Annotated in this window: 11 protein-coding genes; 4 read left to right on the forward strand and 7 right to left on the reverse strand. The window is 57.9% G+C overall.

Going from position 1 to position 15,598, the window contains the following annotated elements; genetic code table 11:
* The 7 genes from BRAO375_RS25190 to BRAO375_RS25225 form a co-directional block, all read right to left on the reverse strand.
* Nucleotides 1-2,457, reverse strand: coding sequence for a patatin-like phospholipase family protein (locus BRAO375_RS25190; protein ID WP_009030273.1), 2,457 nt, complete (start codon nt 2,455-2,457; stop codon nt 1-3).
* Between the two features lie 184 nt (nt 2,458-2,641).
* Complete coding sequence (locus BRAO375_RS25195) at nt 2,642-4,801, reverse strand: TIR domain-containing protein (protein ID WP_083842532.1); 2,160 nt, start codon at nt 4,799-4,801, stop codon at nt 2,642-2,644.
* A 213-nt stretch (nt 4,802-5,014) separates the two neighbouring features.
* Nucleotides 5,015-6,124, reverse strand: coding sequence for a nucleotide kinase domain-containing protein (locus tag BRAO375_RS25205; RefSeq protein WP_035642076.1), 1,110 nt, complete (start codon nt 6,122-6,124; stop codon nt 5,015-5,017).
* Nucleotides 6,121-7,077: a TylF/MycF/NovP-related O-methyltransferase gene (locus BRAO375_RS25210; RefSeq protein WP_009030278.1), complete on the reverse strand. Its 957-nt coding sequence runs from the start codon at nt 7,075-7,077 to the stop codon at nt 6,121-6,123. Before BRAO375_RS25210 ends, BRAO375_RS25205 begins: the two co-directional genes overlap by 4 nt.
* Complete coding sequence (locus BRAO375_RS35750) at nt 7,074-8,633, reverse strand: thymidylate synthase (RefSeq protein WP_175345362.1); 1,560 nt, start codon at nt 8,631-8,633, stop codon at nt 7,074-7,076. Before BRAO375_RS35750 ends, BRAO375_RS25210 begins: the two co-directional genes overlap by 4 nt.
* 278 nt (nt 8,634-8,911) lie before the next feature.
* Nucleotides 8,912-9,559, reverse strand: a complete 648-nt coding sequence (locus tag BRAO375_RS25220; RefSeq protein WP_009030280.1) for an Nmad2 family putative nucleotide modification protein — start codon at nt 9,557-9,559, stop codon at nt 8,912-8,914.
* A gap of 6 nt (nt 9,560-9,565) precedes the next feature.
* Entirely contained in the window at nt 9,566-10,054 is a 489-nt protein-coding gene (locus BRAO375_RS25225; RefSeq protein ID WP_085964541.1) for a TIR domain-containing protein, read from the reverse strand.
* Nucleotides 10,055-10,722: 668 nt separating this feature from the next.
* Here BRAO375_RS25225 and BRAO375_RS25230 point away from each other — a divergent pair.
* From BRAO375_RS25230 to BRAO375_RS25245, 4 genes are all read left to right on the forward strand, one after another.
* Entirely contained in the window at nt 10,723-11,244 is a 522-nt protein-coding gene (locus BRAO375_RS25230) for a TIR domain-containing protein (RefSeq protein ID WP_009030283.1), read from the forward strand.
* On the forward strand, nt 11,237-11,785 hold the full coding sequence (locus tag BRAO375_RS25235; protein ID WP_009030284.1) for a toll/interleukin-1 receptor domain-containing protein: 549 nt from the start codon (nt 11,237-11,239) through the stop codon (nt 11,783-11,785). The genes BRAO375_RS25230 and BRAO375_RS25235 overlap by 8 nt, the downstream gene beginning before the upstream one ends.
* 65 nt (nt 11,786-11,850) lie before the next feature.
* Nucleotides 11,851-14,157 carry a toll/interleukin-1 receptor domain-containing protein gene (locus BRAO375_RS25240; protein WP_175345363.1) on the forward strand — a complete coding sequence of 769 codons (2,307 nt, stop codon included), beginning with the start codon at nt 11,851-11,853 and terminating at the stop codon, nt 14,155-14,157.
* Nucleotides 14,158-15,142: 985 nt separating this feature from the next.
* A partial coding sequence (locus tag BRAO375_RS25245; protein ID WP_035642081.1) for an IS110 family transposase occupies nt 15,143-15,598 on the forward strand: 456 nt, incomplete at its 3' end.

A 15,598-nucleotide genomic window follows, 5' to 3' on the forward strand; every position in this document is an offset into this window, starting at 1 on the left:
TCAGTGCTTCGATGGCTCCAACATGTTTGCAGCCAGTTGCTGGAACCACTCCCTGATATCGGACGGCTCTTGGGGCACCAGAGCGGGCGCAAATGTGCCTTCGGCCACATGAACGCCGAGCTGCCGATAAGCCTCGAACTGTTCCTCGTCATAGAATTGGTCGATGGTCGATTGATGAGGAAAGTCCGGATGAACCAGACGATAGCGTTTCAAAAGCTCGGCTTCGTCGCCTGTGAGGGACAGTTTCAGGTAAAGCAACAGGCCCGTGCCTGCTGGCATGTCTTCGCTGCGCTTCGGATAATGTATCCGGAAGAGCTGCGCGTGCGTCTTGCTGTATCTGGACTTGGGATCAGGTCGCATTTCGTCGAGATGCGGCTCGATTTGAACACCAAAGTCAATCAGGGCGTGCCTGACGAGGGTCAGTTGACCGTGAAACGTGCTCTCGGGGTCAGCCTCACCGTCCACGCAGATGATGAACTTGCAACGGCGACGCAAGAGTTCATACAGACCCATGTTCTCAATATGGCCCCCATCGGACACATTAAGCCAGGCTTCTTCCTCGGACATCTGCCATCCCGTCATCTCCTTCAAGATGCAGGAAAATCCCGGCGACGAGATCAATGGCGGCGTTCTCGGATTCGCAATCCAGAAGCCAAGGCGGATGTTGAGAAGCGTCATCAGAGCCGAAAGCGAGGGCAGGGATCCCAAACCCATTTGTGGTGAGGCGGCGGCGCCGGAGATGGCCATCGCAGTGGCCAGGTCCATTGGGCTACCTTTGGTTCGCCAAGATGAAGAACGTTGGTAGTCGACTGCCTTGGATCCTGCCCAATGTTTCGAGAACAGAAAGAAATCGCTTTTCCTGTCGCGAAGCACCGGACTTTCGCTTGAGGGAACATTGACGGTGGCATTGATCAGGTGGTACGGCGCAAGATGATCTGGATTTATATCCGACAGCGGTAGCTCTGCCCTTCCCGAAGGCCAAATAAAAGTCTTCGCGAGCTGATCGCGATAAAGTTTGTGCGGCCCTGTGAGATTCACATCCAGGATAAACAAAGAAAACAGGCTGGCGATCGCAGCAACCGTGCAAAGCACCAAGAACCCATCCGCATAATGCAGGGGATTCCACCATGGCGCACTCGGCGCCATATCCTCGCCAGCCAAATGCCGCAGAGCGAAGAAACACAGGAGTCCTAAGACGGGCACGATGATGCCTGCGGCGCACAGCGTGGCGGTAAAGAGAAGCCGGCGATAGGCATCGGTATGGAAGACGGGCAGAAAGCGCATCCCGATGGGCGTGGCGACGAGGAAGAAAGTGCCAGCAAGTGCGATCGGAAAGGCAAACGGGGTCGTTTCGAATTGCCTGAATGCCCATTCGGAGAGTGCTAGGACCAACAGACACAGTGCGATCGCGCTGGTCAAGGCGACGATGGCTCTCGGCACTTTGGCCCAGCCAAGCTTGAGCCAGAAGCCGTAAATCAAGACCGCGAATAGACAGAGCCCGCCGAACGCCAGGCTCATATCGGCCCAAAACCGCACCCGCGAGGGGAGGTAGGAAGCCAAGATTGCAAGACCTGAGAGCACCGCAAGAGGCGCCAACCAATTGAGGATAAGACCTGCAACTGTTCCGATGACCATCGTCCATCGGCTCTTGAGATCTATAACGCTCAAATACTTCGCGTTCTGCCTCACATGGCGCACTGGACCGGTATCGGGGCCGAAAGGGCGAGCAAGCTGCTCAAAGCCCTGACCACTCCCGATCAAAGAGGTCAGAAACGCGCCTGTATAACCACCGCCAGAGACAGTCGAGAGATAGTCGACGTGCTTCATGAGGCCACGCTCGGCGAGCACCTGAATCACGCCCAGACAGAACGTAGCGGAGCGGATACCTCCTCCCGACAGGGCAAGGCCGACCGCATTCATCCCAGCGTTTGCGGGTAGCTCGCGTTGACTGCGGCGCGCCGCAATCTCTTTGGCCTCATCCTCAAACATCGAGCGCTCGGAGTCTGCTTGCGCTTCTACCCCGAACTTCAAGGGGCCAAAGCATTGGGCGATCTCGTCATGCGTCAGCGGGTCGGGGGTCTTTTCGTCTGGCGTCATCGACCCATAAGCCATGACCTGTAGTTCTTGAGCGAAGGTCACCAGCCGTTCTCTCAGCCCGGCAAGCTCGGCCCTGAACTCATTGGCGCCGTCGCGCGAGTTCAGCACGCCAGCTTCCAGTGCGCGATGCCACTTCGCCGTGAACGGACGAAGATCGACGTTCAGCATGTTCGTCGCGGCCCGCGCAAATTTCGCGCAACCGGGATGATCCTTCATCGCCTTCCGCGTGAGGTCGAATATATCCCACAAGCTCTTCAGCGCGCTCGTCTCAATGCCGTGCTGGTAGGCAAGGGGCTGAGTAGCGATCCGAGTGCGCAATTCAGACAGCAAATCGTGTGCGGCGAGTTCGTCTGGGGTCAAGTTTGCATCCTCCCGGCGCGTGAATTTGACAGCCGCTGGTCACAGTTAGACGAAAGTAGGTAATTCCTGGTGCGCTTTGGACCGGCGAATCCAAACGTATCATTCGTAAAAACATGAAGGGCCCAATCAAAGGTGACAACGGCGCGCTTTGTGCGACAAAGCCACTAAGAAGGCCAGCGGCCGGTCAGGGCGCGAGCTTGCTGCGTAGCCCTTTCAGTATCAAAGCGACGATCCGTTGTGGGTCATCGGCATTCACCAGTTCGATGTTTTCATCCTCTGAAAGGCCATTGTTAAGGACTGTTGACAAGCCCGAGGCTCCTCTTTGGGCCAACTCGGCGGACAGCTCTTCAGGTGTCTGAAACGTTTGACCGCGTCTGCGATATTCGTCACGTAACTCGTCCGAGCCGGGAAGAGCGGAGAGCCAAGGGCTGGTGAGTTCATCGCGCTTTATGCCGCGCAGTACATCGAGGAGAAGCCGTGCCGCGCCCCCAAAGAGGCCCAGCAGATAGAGAGGCTGACCAGCACGTAAGGTAATGATGCCTTCTTCCAATACACCTGGCCAGAGGCCCTTATAATCGGTGAGCCGGCCGCCCATTGCGATCCTTGCGGAGGTCCCTTGCTGCATCGAGGTCCGCATGAACGTCAATGACTTCGCCCATGCATAACGCCGGACCGGGGTGTCTGGAGGCACGAAGGCATTCACACTTGCGTTCAGCTCCTGAGCGGTGAGCCCCAGATCTGGCGGCGGTGGAAGGTCCTTGAGAGTGGCTTCCTGTCCGTAACAGCGTAATTCGGCCTCGCCAAACCTAAGATGGATCGGCCAGGCGACCCAATTCTCGATCGGGACCGGCGGCTTTCCTACGACTTCACTAAACAGCAGTGAATGACTGCGGACCATCGCCAACAGCCGTTCCACGTAGTTGATGTCGTCACCTACGATTATGCCATTTTGGAGGGCGTCGTGACCTAACACCCCGCCGTACGCGACGCGAAGGCCGGCAATTAAGAGATACAGCACCAAATCATCGGCGAACGTCGCCAAATGCTCCGGGCTTCCACCGTACAGGTCGGTGTCGGGAGCCGTAGATAACGATACCGCGACTGTTTGTATTCCCGTGGGCCGCTTCCAGCGGGCAAGTTCGCTTAGCGGCGTCGTTAGATCTATTTTGGCGGCGCTGATCGGCTGCAAACGATCCAATTCCTCCCGGCCAAGCGGCGGGTCCGGATACCATACCCGCGACGTGCCTTGAGGAAGATGGGCCAACGTCAGCGCCTCGGGGGGCGTGCCAAGCGCGACCTCATTGCCGGCTATGGAACGAAGCAGACGGCGATGCTCATACTGGTAGCGAAGCGCTTCGAGCAGAGCAGCTTCGATGACGAGCGCGGCATCCTCAGCTTCCCAGTTCTTTCTCAACTCGACCCAGGCGGTGTCCATGATGTCCGACGATGCAATCGCAGCGCGCCAGCGCAGCGTCACCGCGTTGCCGAGGTACGGGAACAACCGAATGACGCGTGCTTCGATCGCATCGACGACGATCAGCGGTCGGGCAGCAAGTTTGGCCTCTAGGAGTTCGCGACGGCACCATTCGCGGCTCGACCAGCTGTCGGTCAGGACAGCAACCAGGGCACTGGAGTTAAGCACCCCATTGCGGATCTCCTCGGGGAAGCGACCGCCCGCTGGAATGTCTGCGCTGTCGTACCATCCCTGAACGGGGAGCTGCGTCAAGGTTGCTAGGATAGCCTTGACGGGGCCCTCGGCGATAGCCGCAGGATCGGCCGGCAGATCTTTTTTTGCGTGACTAATGAACAAACGAACCGGAATGTCCGGCAGTACGTCGGCGGGTTTCCCGCCTCCCTGGGGAAGGTCCTGCAGCGCGCGCAGCCCGCGGACAGCGATATGCAGGACAAGGTGTCGGTCTCTGTCTTCTCCGTGACGTACGTCGAGCCGTACGAAACTCACGTGGTTCAGGGTGGGCGCGAGCTGCAGTGCATCGGCATCAAGAGCGACGGGCAGAACGCGGTGAGGACTCGCGCCCGTCGGGGGGTGCTGGCCAAGAAGATCGGTGACCAACTGTCCCCACTTGTCCGCAATAAGGCGATCGCTCTCGCGTGCGCGACGGGCCATACGCTCATCGACAAGTATCACGATGATCTCGCGCTCGGCAGCAAGGTCGATCGTCGGGGGCGGACCCCCGTCTAGCTGCCGCGACCCATACCGTACCGGAATACGCGGTCCATCGCTCATGGGGCGGGCAGAAAATGTCCGATAGAGCCGGCCTGCAAGCTGCCTTGCCTGGTCGGACTCCCAATGAAAAAGCACTTGGATGCGAAGCGTAGAGATCATCGTGGACTCGTAAGCGACATCTCTAGTGGTTGGTGCGGCGGTGCGGCCGACACCCAATGCTGGGCATCCACCTTATCACAAGGCCTCGCCACGAACGAAGGTTGTAATCAAAGTTATCGGCAACTGCTACCGCAGGAAAAAAGGGGATGGGAGGCTGGAACGGATGGTCCGGCATCCAGACGTAATAGGTTGAAAGGGTGAAACGGCCCATGACTAACCAAATAAATCTGCGACGGCCGACTGCTCACGAGCCTGCTTGCGGGTGCGGCCGCCCTCCCCCGGCTTGCTGGAGGAAGCAGCATCGTTCAGCGGCACGCCAGCCGACTTCACGACTGCCCCGCTGGGCAAGCCCCATTTAGGAGGAAAGAAAAGCTCCATGTCGCCGAACGCCGCGACATATTTTGCCTTGATCCGGCTGCGAGCGCTGGCCAGCTCAGGAATAGCCTCACGGCAATACTTGTCCAATTCGCAGAAGAGGCCCTGACAATCGATGCCATGTAGTTTGCGGCCAAACAGCCCCCGGAACGGCAAGTCCAGCCGTGCAAACTCCTCATCTTGCCGTTCGACCATCCACAGAATGGCATCCGCGGGTGTGTAGTCGCCCAGGGTCGTGAAGGCCTTCTTCAAGCCCCGCAGCGCGCCTGGCCCTGCCTGCGTGTAGTCGTTCTCGGTGAAATTGACGAGGTCCGAGTAGTTGAGATCGATGGCAGTCTGATATGCCATGAACGGCCCTAACAGCGGAAAACTCTGGAGCAGAGAGACCACATCCTGTAGCGAGGGCGCTTGCAGAATTCGCTCAGCACAAGCGTGTTCAAAGAACATGTGCTTGAAGAGGCCCACGTGGTTGCGATGTTTCTCATCGAAGCCGAACGCCTTGTTGGCGCAAAGGATGAAAGCTCCCGTGTACAGCCCGCCGGTTGCAGACTTCACCCGATCGAGCGCCTTCTCAAATGCTCCGCTTTGCAGGTGCTGCAGCCGCGGGGCGCCACCCAGCACTTCCGTAATACCGCGCCATGTCCCGATCTTGCTGAAGGTTCGGAAAGCAACAATCTGAAAGATGCGATCTCTCTCCATGCTCTCCGGATCATGTCCGTACGCCACGTCTCGAATCATGAATTGAGACACCCGGTCGGCTGCACGAAAAACGTTGCAGAACTTATAGGTCTGAAGGATACGATCCTCCGTCCAGGGCCAGCGTTTCCCGGATAATCGGGCTTCAAATGCCGCCTGGCGGCGCGAGGCAAACGTCCAGTAAAGCTCGTAGACGCCAGGCCGAGGCTGAGGCGGGGAGCGGCGTTTATGGAGAGCGGAGGATCTGGTCATCGTTGCCTCAAAAACACTCCGGTGCCGTGGAGGTTGAAATAGCGCTCATCGGCGGCAAGCGCTTTTGCGGCTATTCTTTCACCAATCGTATCCAAGTGTCGATCATGACCAGTCCAGTGGTCGAACACAATCGCGCCACCGACAACGGTGCGATCTGCAATGACACGAATGATGGCGTTTGCGGACGAAAAGTTGTCGGTATCCACGAAAGATAGCACGAGATCCTGATCCTCGAGCAACGAAACCGTCTGCACGACGTCTCCCTCGACCACCTCAACATTGCGTCCGGCAAAAACGGCCTTTACCAGGTCGGCGTCCAGGAACACGCAGTCTGGATGCGCGTACATATCCAGGGCACTTCGTTTCGGCGGAAAACCGTCGAAAGTGTCGAATCCGAAAACTTTCCAATTCGCTCCGATTTCCTCGATAAACCGGGAAATGAGCATTGTCGTTCCACCCTTGAACATCCCAAATTCTGCTACCACTCCCGACAAACCCTGTCGGTGGGCATTCTGCAGGCATTGATAGAGATGCACGAGCGAGTACTGGTAGCCGTTGGCAAAAGACGGGATGAACAGCTCACGGCGAACCCGGTCAAAGATCTCATCGCGAAAGGTAAAATGAGAAAAGCCGCCGATGAGCAACTTGGTCTCGGCGGGAAGAATGGCCGCCACGGCCTCCAGTAGCGGCTCCTTGCCTTCATCTTCCGCTATGACCACGATCTCCGGCTTTTCCCGCGCCAGCTCACCGAGAGGCCTGACGGATGCGTGCCCTGCGGATTGATTCGGCGCGAACACTCCGATGAGAGTAGCGCCGGTCGAAAAAACTGGATCGGCGGAAAGTTCGATGGCGGCCGGCGTCCAGCCAACGAGCGCAACCTTGGTCCCAGGAGAGCGAGCCACCACCTCATCGCGCAGTTTGCCCTTCAGCTTGGCAAGATCATCGGTATTCATCGCGAAAGCTCCGCCTGAATGAATTCCGCTACGGCCAGCTTGTCGTCCGCTACGATCCGCGCCAGTAGCCGACCGGCGGCATCAGCCAAAAGTCCAGCATTGCCAAGGCGCTCCGACGTCGGCGCGCCTGCTTCCGCGCGGCGCCAACATGTATCGAAGTGGTCGACGATCTCGCCAATAAGATCCGCAGCGCTTGGAGAGCTAACGCTCAGATCAAGGCGGTCAACCAAGGCGTCGAAATTTGCGTCGTGATCGCTGAGCAGAGTGGGAGATCCAGGTGGGAGCAGGGTGCCTTCATCCAAATCTTGGGCCAGAAACAACCGGTACTTCTCCGAATAGACATACAAGTCGATTGCCGTATCCAACATTGTCTCCCCATCCATCTTCGCACCCGTCGCTATGATCGTCTCCAATCGATCCGACTTCCGAGCGATGTTTGGAAGAATACTGATCAACTCACCTCGGCGCTTCCAGGCGCTGCCATAGGCCCGATCCTTGACCGCATGGAGACGTTTGACTGCTGACTTGAATGCTGCAGGAAGGTTCGAAGTCCGGTTACGGCACGCATCAACAAACCTGGCAATAGCTGGCTGGCTGATGTTCTGCAGCAGTTCGGGAGAGGCGCGCCCGAGCTGCTCGTACATCGCTACGACGTAGTCACATTCAGGAAGCGCGGCAAGCTCCTTGGCGAGGCGATCAACCGTCCAATGCTTCTGCGCCCAAAACACCTGAACCAGTGCAAGACCGCTGTCGAGCAGCGGGTCCCCTGTTTGACCGTGATGGAAGAGGGGGTGTTGAGGTTCCGCGCGAATGCGCTCTTCCAGTGCAAACCATCGGTCAAGCTTCGTGGAAAACTCGCTCCATCCAGTCTGAAAAGACGCGCGACCGATGCCGAAGTCGTAAGGGGTCAGGCCGTGAAAACCTTCGTCGATCTGACGGGCTCTGTTGAAGTGAATGTCGTACAGATGAAAGGAGGTGGCAAGATACTGGACGGCGCCTACCTCCAGCCCCAGCCAGCGAGCCATCAGCTCTTGCAGAATGCTCCATTCGAACGCATTGGGCCCCGAAAAACCCCACATCGCGTCATTGCTGCGGATTGCTACGTTTAGGTGAAGCTTGCCGTCTCGCGCAATCCAGCTGAGCCAATTGTTACACGGGATATCCTTGGAGTCGACGAAGTCCCGCGCGGGATCAAAAAGTACCATAACGGCTCGACGGCTTGTGCGGTCCTCGCCTAGCAGCCCTCGAACCTTATCCAGTTGATCGACATGGCCGGCCCAGCTGCGAAGTCGTGGGCCGTAAGCGCCGTGCCAAGTCCGCCCGTCATCGGAATAGTTGGGAGCCCTCGGCAGATAACTGGATAGCCAGCCGACGTCGTCGCGCCCGGCCAGCATCCACATGGTTTCGGCAATTTGAGCAAAAACATCATTGTGCCGTTTCGGCAGGAAGAGATAGCGCTCGAGAGGGCGCTCCAATGTGGTGATCCGACCAATCAGCTCTCGCGTCGCGCTGCCTCGAACGACAACATCCGCGCCATGGTCGAGCACGTCCACCATGCTCCGAGCGGTGGCGAAGCTTATATTACGATAGCTTGGCATTCCCAGTCCTGCGCGGCTGCTTCAACGCAAGTCAAAATAGACGGCTGCGACGAACGTGACGGCAGCATTTGAAGAGACGAATACGAGACTCGTTACTTCTTGGCCCCTGCCGTCGCCAGCTAAGGCGATCGGGCAGGGACGAGCCTTTGTTTTTCAAGCGCATTGTTCTGAAAGTCGCGCTTGAACAGAATTAGGTCTTTCGGTCGAGGCTGGCGCCTTGACCGAGATCGCTCAGGCTAAATGAGCCTGTTGTGAGTCTTGGAGTATCGCTTGTCGCTCATTCGGAATTGAAAGGGATCACCGAGAACGTGGTTGACCTGCCCGTTGGCCGTCTTGCTGATCCACTCCAACAACTTTCGACACTCCCCCTTCCGGTAAACGTTGTGCCCGCGCCGATTCTTGTAACCGCTCTGCGCGAGGATCTTGGGCGGCACCACCGGCGCATTCGCTCCGAAATAGAAAAACTCCTCGGAAATCAACACGCGATCGGTTTGGGTGTCATGCTTGGTGTTCGCAGGATCTTGTTCCCCGCTTTTTTGGCTGTGGACGCAATTTTCCTGGATCCACTTCCCTGTGGCTGGATCGGTGCGATAGACATTATCGCCCACCATCGTTCGCCTGCTGCCGTTTCGAATGGGGCGTTTTCCCCGGAATCGCTCTGCCTTCCAATATTCGTTGAATGTCATGCGATCTGTCACTCGCATCGCGTAGATGCAGCGGCCGGTTGCCTTCAAATCCCGTCCGCCCATGCCGATCAGCCAGTCGCCGACCTCCGCCTTCCTGCGTATCACCGGCATGCAGCAGGCGAGCGTGCACACTCCGCCAAACGGGTTCGGCGCAAACCCGAAGTCGTATCTGACTACATACATGTAGACGTTGGTCATGGCGCCCTAGCAGCTTGAATTGGACGGTTCGTGAATAGGCTGCCGCACGCCGCCGCCCGGGTTCTCGAACGGGCTGTCCTTTCCTTCGATCGCGTCGATGATGCTGTCTGAATTCCAATTCACGCGGGCGCTCTCATAATCATTGAGAGCCTCGGGCACGTCGGCCTCCGTTCCGCCCCGCGTGTAGACGCCGACAATGCGCTTTCCGAGCTCGTTCGCCTTCCTGATCTCCCAGTCGACCCAGGGGCGCTTGTGCGTATCCTTGCCGATCAGGACAACGACCGTCGACGCCCATGACATCTTCATTCGCAACAGGCGCTTGATGGTTTCATCCTTGACCAGACCCCGGTCCAATCTCGCCTGGTTGGATGGTTTGGCGCGAATTGAGCTATTCCGCAGCTCAAATCCCTTCCGCTTGAGCAAGTCCGTAAGTTTCGTGACGTGCTCATCGTCGGCATGGTGATGGCTGATAAAAACGTTCTTTATCTTGGACATAAGGACCTGCAGTTCCCATCAGCAGCCAGCCGCAACAAATCCCGCACCGTGGAAATTAACGCGGAGGCAGAATGCCTCGGCAGGTTTCGTGGAGGCCGGCCATCGCCCCAGTGCAAACAAACTATTGATTCCGCACGATAAATTGTACCCTTTGTCGCATTGATCGCATCTCAACCGATTATAGCAATGTCGGTTTCTGCTGCTCATGGTAGCAATATGGGCGCGAACGGCTCCGGTTCCAAGCCTTAGTCTGAGTAATCGACCACTTTATCTGCCCACGGTATCCAAGCCCCCGTCTTCGCCCGCTGCAAAATCGGGGTCTTGGTCGGATCATGGGACACCAAGCCCAATGGCTCGATTCGCAAACCAAAAAACGTGCGCACGATCTGAGAGCAAGCGTTGGTGGGGCGGTGCGTTCGTTTTTGGTGCACAAATGCACTTCCACAGTATCGCGATAGAATCGAATCCCGGTCGACGGGGCTGTCGGCACACTCGTCGCGTTGAAAAAATGCATTTTCGAACTAGAAATAGCTGAAATGGTGAGTCGAGCTTGGCGACTCATGGTGTGCCGGCGGATGAAGCGGATTCGCAACGGCGCATCAAAGCCCGCGGCGAGCTGGGCTTATTGACCCGATGCGAGGCCGGTTCGGGGTGTGTGGGGCAGACAAATGACTTGGAACGTAGGACAAACAGTCGAACGACGGAAAATCTTCGTCAGCTATCATCATCGCGGCGACCAGGCATACTACGACGACTTTTCATCGACATTTCATGACCGATACGAAGCGATCACCGACAATTCGATCGAGAGGCGCATCGACAGCTCCGATTTCGCCTACATCATGAGGTGCATTAGGGAAAATCACCTCAAGGGAAGTTCCTGCACCGTCGTTCTTTGCGGTCGCGAAACCCCAAAGCGACGCTACGTCGACTGGGAGATCGAGGCTTCGCTGCAGCAACAGATGGGCCTCGTGGCCGTGCTGCTGCCGACGATCGAGACCTTCCCGAACGGCGGGACGGCCAAGCCGGCTCGGCTGCAGGACAACATCGACAGCGGATATGCCGAGTGGGTCTGGTGGGACACGCTGCGCGGCAATCCTGATCTGCTGTCGTCGCTGATAGAGGCGGCTAACGCCAAGTCGAAAGGTTTGATTGTCAACAATCGGCTGCGGATGACTCGGAATGGTTGAGTACCTCACGCGCGATGCGATCCGTCGCAGTGCCGGGCCGATGACCGAAACTGCCGCTGTCATTCGAAAGGCCGCTTCTCGCGCTGCAGCCGGATCGTCCTTCCTGAGTCACTCCTCGGCGGACATTGATCTGCTGCCCGGAGCCATCAAGATCCTGGAGGACCACGGAGCTCAGGTCTACATCGACAAGAAAGACGATAGGCTTCCGCCCACGACCAACCGGGATACGGCCGCAGCCCTGCGGGATCGTATCCAGCAGTCAAAAAAATTCATTCTGCTGACCACGATCAATTCGAAGGATAGTCGGTGGGTGCCTTGGGAGCTCGGGCTGGCCGACGGCTACCGCCGAGTGCCCAATATCGCGATATTTCCAGGAGTTGACAGCGTCAACGATCGAACTTGGGCCGAGCGGGAATACCTTGGCGTCTACGATCGCATCGTGTTCGGCTCGCACCAAAATTACCCAAGACCGATCTACATGGTATGGAACCAGGCAACAAACACGGGCACCGAGCTCGCAGCTTGGCTACGTCGACAATAGGATGAGCCGGCATCAAAGCCTGCCATACTATGCGCTTTGCCCTCACTCATTCGAGGTCTACAGCCATGAGCTGGCCGGTCGGCACAAAACAAGTATCAGCTTCGCCAATTTCAAGGCAACTTGGCTTGTTTTTTGTCAAGATAGGATTGACGTGGATCGCTGCGCAGCGATGGATTGATGCGTGGTGGGGCTACGACGTCTTCATTGCTCACCGGCGAGCCGACGCAGCCGGATACGCCAGCGCTCTCCACAGCCAGCTCGAAGCCGAGAAGATCTCAAGCTTTGTTGATCGCGTGGTTTACGGGCCGGGCGATTCGCTCTTGGTTGCGACTGAGCGGCATGTAGCCAAATCCGCCATACTACTTTTGGTCGGCTCGCCCGAGCTTCTTAAGCCCCGCCAACCGGTCGACTGGGTCGAGAAAGAAATTGAGACATTTCTCCGTACACATCGAGCCGATCCAAAGGTGATTATTGTCGACTTTGGCAATGCCATAGCAGACGCTCTGGTTGGTCGATGCACGACCGTCATGCCAGATCATCCGATCCTCAAACAGGTTGCGTCGTTTCTTCGTGTCTCGGAGCCGCTCTCGGGTCTCCAGTTGTCACCATCAGGCGAGGTCTTTGCAGCTATTCGTCAGAAATTGGACGGCCGACGACGTGATCGAACTCGGTTGTGGTTCTTTGAAGCCGTGTCGGGAGCGCTGGCTCTCCTATTAGTCCTCGCGATCGTTCTCGGTGTGGTAGCGGAGTTCGCTCGACGACAGGCGCGCGCACAAGCATACGCGAACGCTGCATATTCCTACTCCGATCGCGATCCGACGGTCGCGCTGCGGCTTGCTCAACAGGCGTTGGCCTTCAACACGAATGCGGCTGCAGAGGCTGCGATGCTACGTGCTTTTAATCTCGGATCATGGTTCTACAACCGCCGCGTCGACGGAGCGACTGATGCGGCATTGTCCGCGGATGGGACCCACCTCGCTTGGATCGAGGGAGCCCTTATTCATATCCGCGAATTGGAAAGCGGGAAAGAAAGGACATGGCCCTCTGACGCTACCAACGTGGCGTTTTCTTCTGTAGGCGGTGTTATCGCATGGAAAGGGTGGTCCAATCCCGCTCATGGAAAGTTGGACATCTGGGACGCAAGCGGCTCCCACCTAAAGACGTTCTCCTACGATTTTTTGAATGCGGTCAGCTGCGGTAGCGACACAGTCATCTTACCGGCATTCGCGAGCAATGATGCGTCCGTTCGTGAGGTCCAATTGCAGGTAATCGATGCCGTCTCTGGCGTCGAAAGGACAGTGCCTTTTCCGATGCAAGGCATCGGACGTTGGAACCTCAGCCTGCGGCTGAGCTGTACGTCTGGTGGTGACACCATCGTAGCGGTACAGCAGCTCCTGTCCGGTGGAGTAGTATTCAGCAAGACGGGTATTGAAGCAATGCCGTTCGCGCTGCCTCAAGACTATCTCGCCCAAGACGTTGCGGTAAGTTCAGACGGTCACCGTGCTGCGATCTTTCTTCGCGGAGCGGTCCGTGGAATGAAAGATGCGCTCGGTATATTGGACATGACCACGGACCGCGCCACGCTAAACGTCGTTCCTCTGTTGGAAGTGCCGACGGTGGACGCTGGTGGCATCGTCCAATTTCTTGACAACAATCAGATCATCGTAGCCTCTACGGGCGGCTGGATTAAAATCGTCGACGCGAATTCCCGTGCAGTTGTAAGTCTTGCATTGAAGCAGCGCGCAGCAGATGCGATTGCTGTGAACCCTACTACTGGCAACTTTGCCGTTGCCCGCCGTTCGGGAGCCGTTACCATTTACGACAAGTCAGGCTTTCCGCTGGGCCGACTGGTGGGAAATTCACCCTCCGATGGGCTAAATCCCGCGTTCCGTCGTGTTCTCTTCAGTCCAGCCGGGGATGCTATTTTAACAGTATCGCGAGATGGGATGCTGTTTTGGAAACGCCCCAAGAATCCCTTGGTGGCACCAGCCGACAGGGCTAGTGGGCGATATGCCGAAGCCCCATCCTCGTTTACTCGAATGTTTGCGGCTGAAGGCAAATCATCCGACATAGGGCCTTGCCGTGACTTGTACGGCTTCGAGAGCGACATCGTCGTGGATGATTTTGGTTCTGCCGCACTATGTGTGAACGTAGGCGGTCGCATCGAGTTGCTGCCAACAGGCGTGACAAGGGAAGAATTCGCTCCGACAGTTGCGAGTAGCGTCGACAAGGCGAAAGGTGTTGTTGTATGGGACGACGGTAGTTACTTAAGACTATTTGTGGTCAACCCCGAACGGGTCGCCACGTACATTAGCTCCTCGGACGAAATCTGGTCACCCGATTCTGGTCAACTGTCGCAATTGATTCAGTAGTTGTTGATCAATGCGCGACAATGAAGCCACTCCAACTGCTTGAGCTGCTGCCGTCGTAGCTGTGGTCGCTGCTGATAGCCATGCGTTCACGCGGTGGCCACCAGCAATTCGCAACGTGAGCGGGCATTCAGGCCTTCGGTGATTGCGGCGACGGTCGCCTCGGCCGAAAGACGCGGAGGCGGATCCTGTCGGGCGAGTTCGTGCGCTCGCTCTCGGTCGTCCGGATCCGCGCGGTTCCTGCATCAAGCTGTGGTAGCCTTCGCGCACGCGCCTTCCCATCATTCCCAGCCACCACACTGCATAATGGGAATGAAATGGTTGCAGGAACCCGTGAACTGCCGGCCTCTGGTTACGCGCTTGAAGTGGACGGCCGATTCAAGGCCGAATTTGCAACCAGACGGCTCGAGGGCTGGTGGAGAAGAACTCAAGAGACGTTTTCCCCTGCTTCAGATCAGGATCTTGACGCGCAGACGCATGCGCGCGAGGAAATCTAGATCCTCCGATCGGCGGATTTTTCCGCTTGCGCGCGTGCGGCCAGGGCCGCACCGGGTTCTCGTGAACCGAGCCGCGCAGCGTCTCGACCTTGCGGCTTCGATCCCTCGCGCTAGAGCTTTGGCGCTCCTCGCCGGGGGCACTCGGGAAAGGGGCTCGCCTGCGGCGATCGCTATCACTGCCCCGTTCCCGGGTGCCGCTATTGAACCGGTCTCGTCGCTGCACTCGGACCCGCGTGCCTCTTCGGGTCGCTATGCTCACGCTCTCCGGGTGCCATTTTCCGTTGCGGCGATGCGCCCTTGGGCGCACGCAAGCACTCAGAAGCAGTGGGGGCTTCGCGATTTGGCTGCCACGCGGCGAATATTGTGGGAACCGGCGACCGGGAGACAACGACGGCAGGACTGCCGTCCGTAATCGGCCTGACGGTCCAGCTGCAGACGCGGCAGCGGCGGCTGTGCAGAATGAGCGCTCTCACCAACACAGGAGGCGCGCCATGGAGTTCTTCTGCGGACTGGATGTCGGCATGGATCAGACCGCGATTTGTGTGGTCGACGACAAGGGCGGCGTGCTGCTGGAGGTCGCGGTGATGACCGACCCGGACGCGATCAAGGGAGCACTGTCGCCGTATCTCGGCCGCCTGCGGCGGGTCGGCCACGAGGCGGGCGCACTGTCGCCGTGGCTGCACCCAGAATTGCTCCGTCTCGGCCTGCCGGCGATCTGTCTGGAGACCCAGCACGTGCGCGCCGCGCTGCATGCGCAGCGCAACAAGACCGACCGTGCGGACGCGCTCGGGATCGCGCACATCATGCGCACCGGCTGGTTCCGGCGCGCGCACATTAAGACCGCGCCGTGCTACCGGCTGCGCCTGCTGCTGACGCATCGCCGCAATCTCAAGCGCAAATTCCTCGATCTCGAGAGCGCGATCCGGCACTCCTTGAAGGCGTTCGGG

This window comes from Bradyrhizobium sp. ORS 375 (assembly GCF_000239775.1).
Lineage (GTDB): Bacteria > Pseudomonadota > Alphaproteobacteria > Rhizobiales > Xanthobacteraceae > Bradyrhizobium.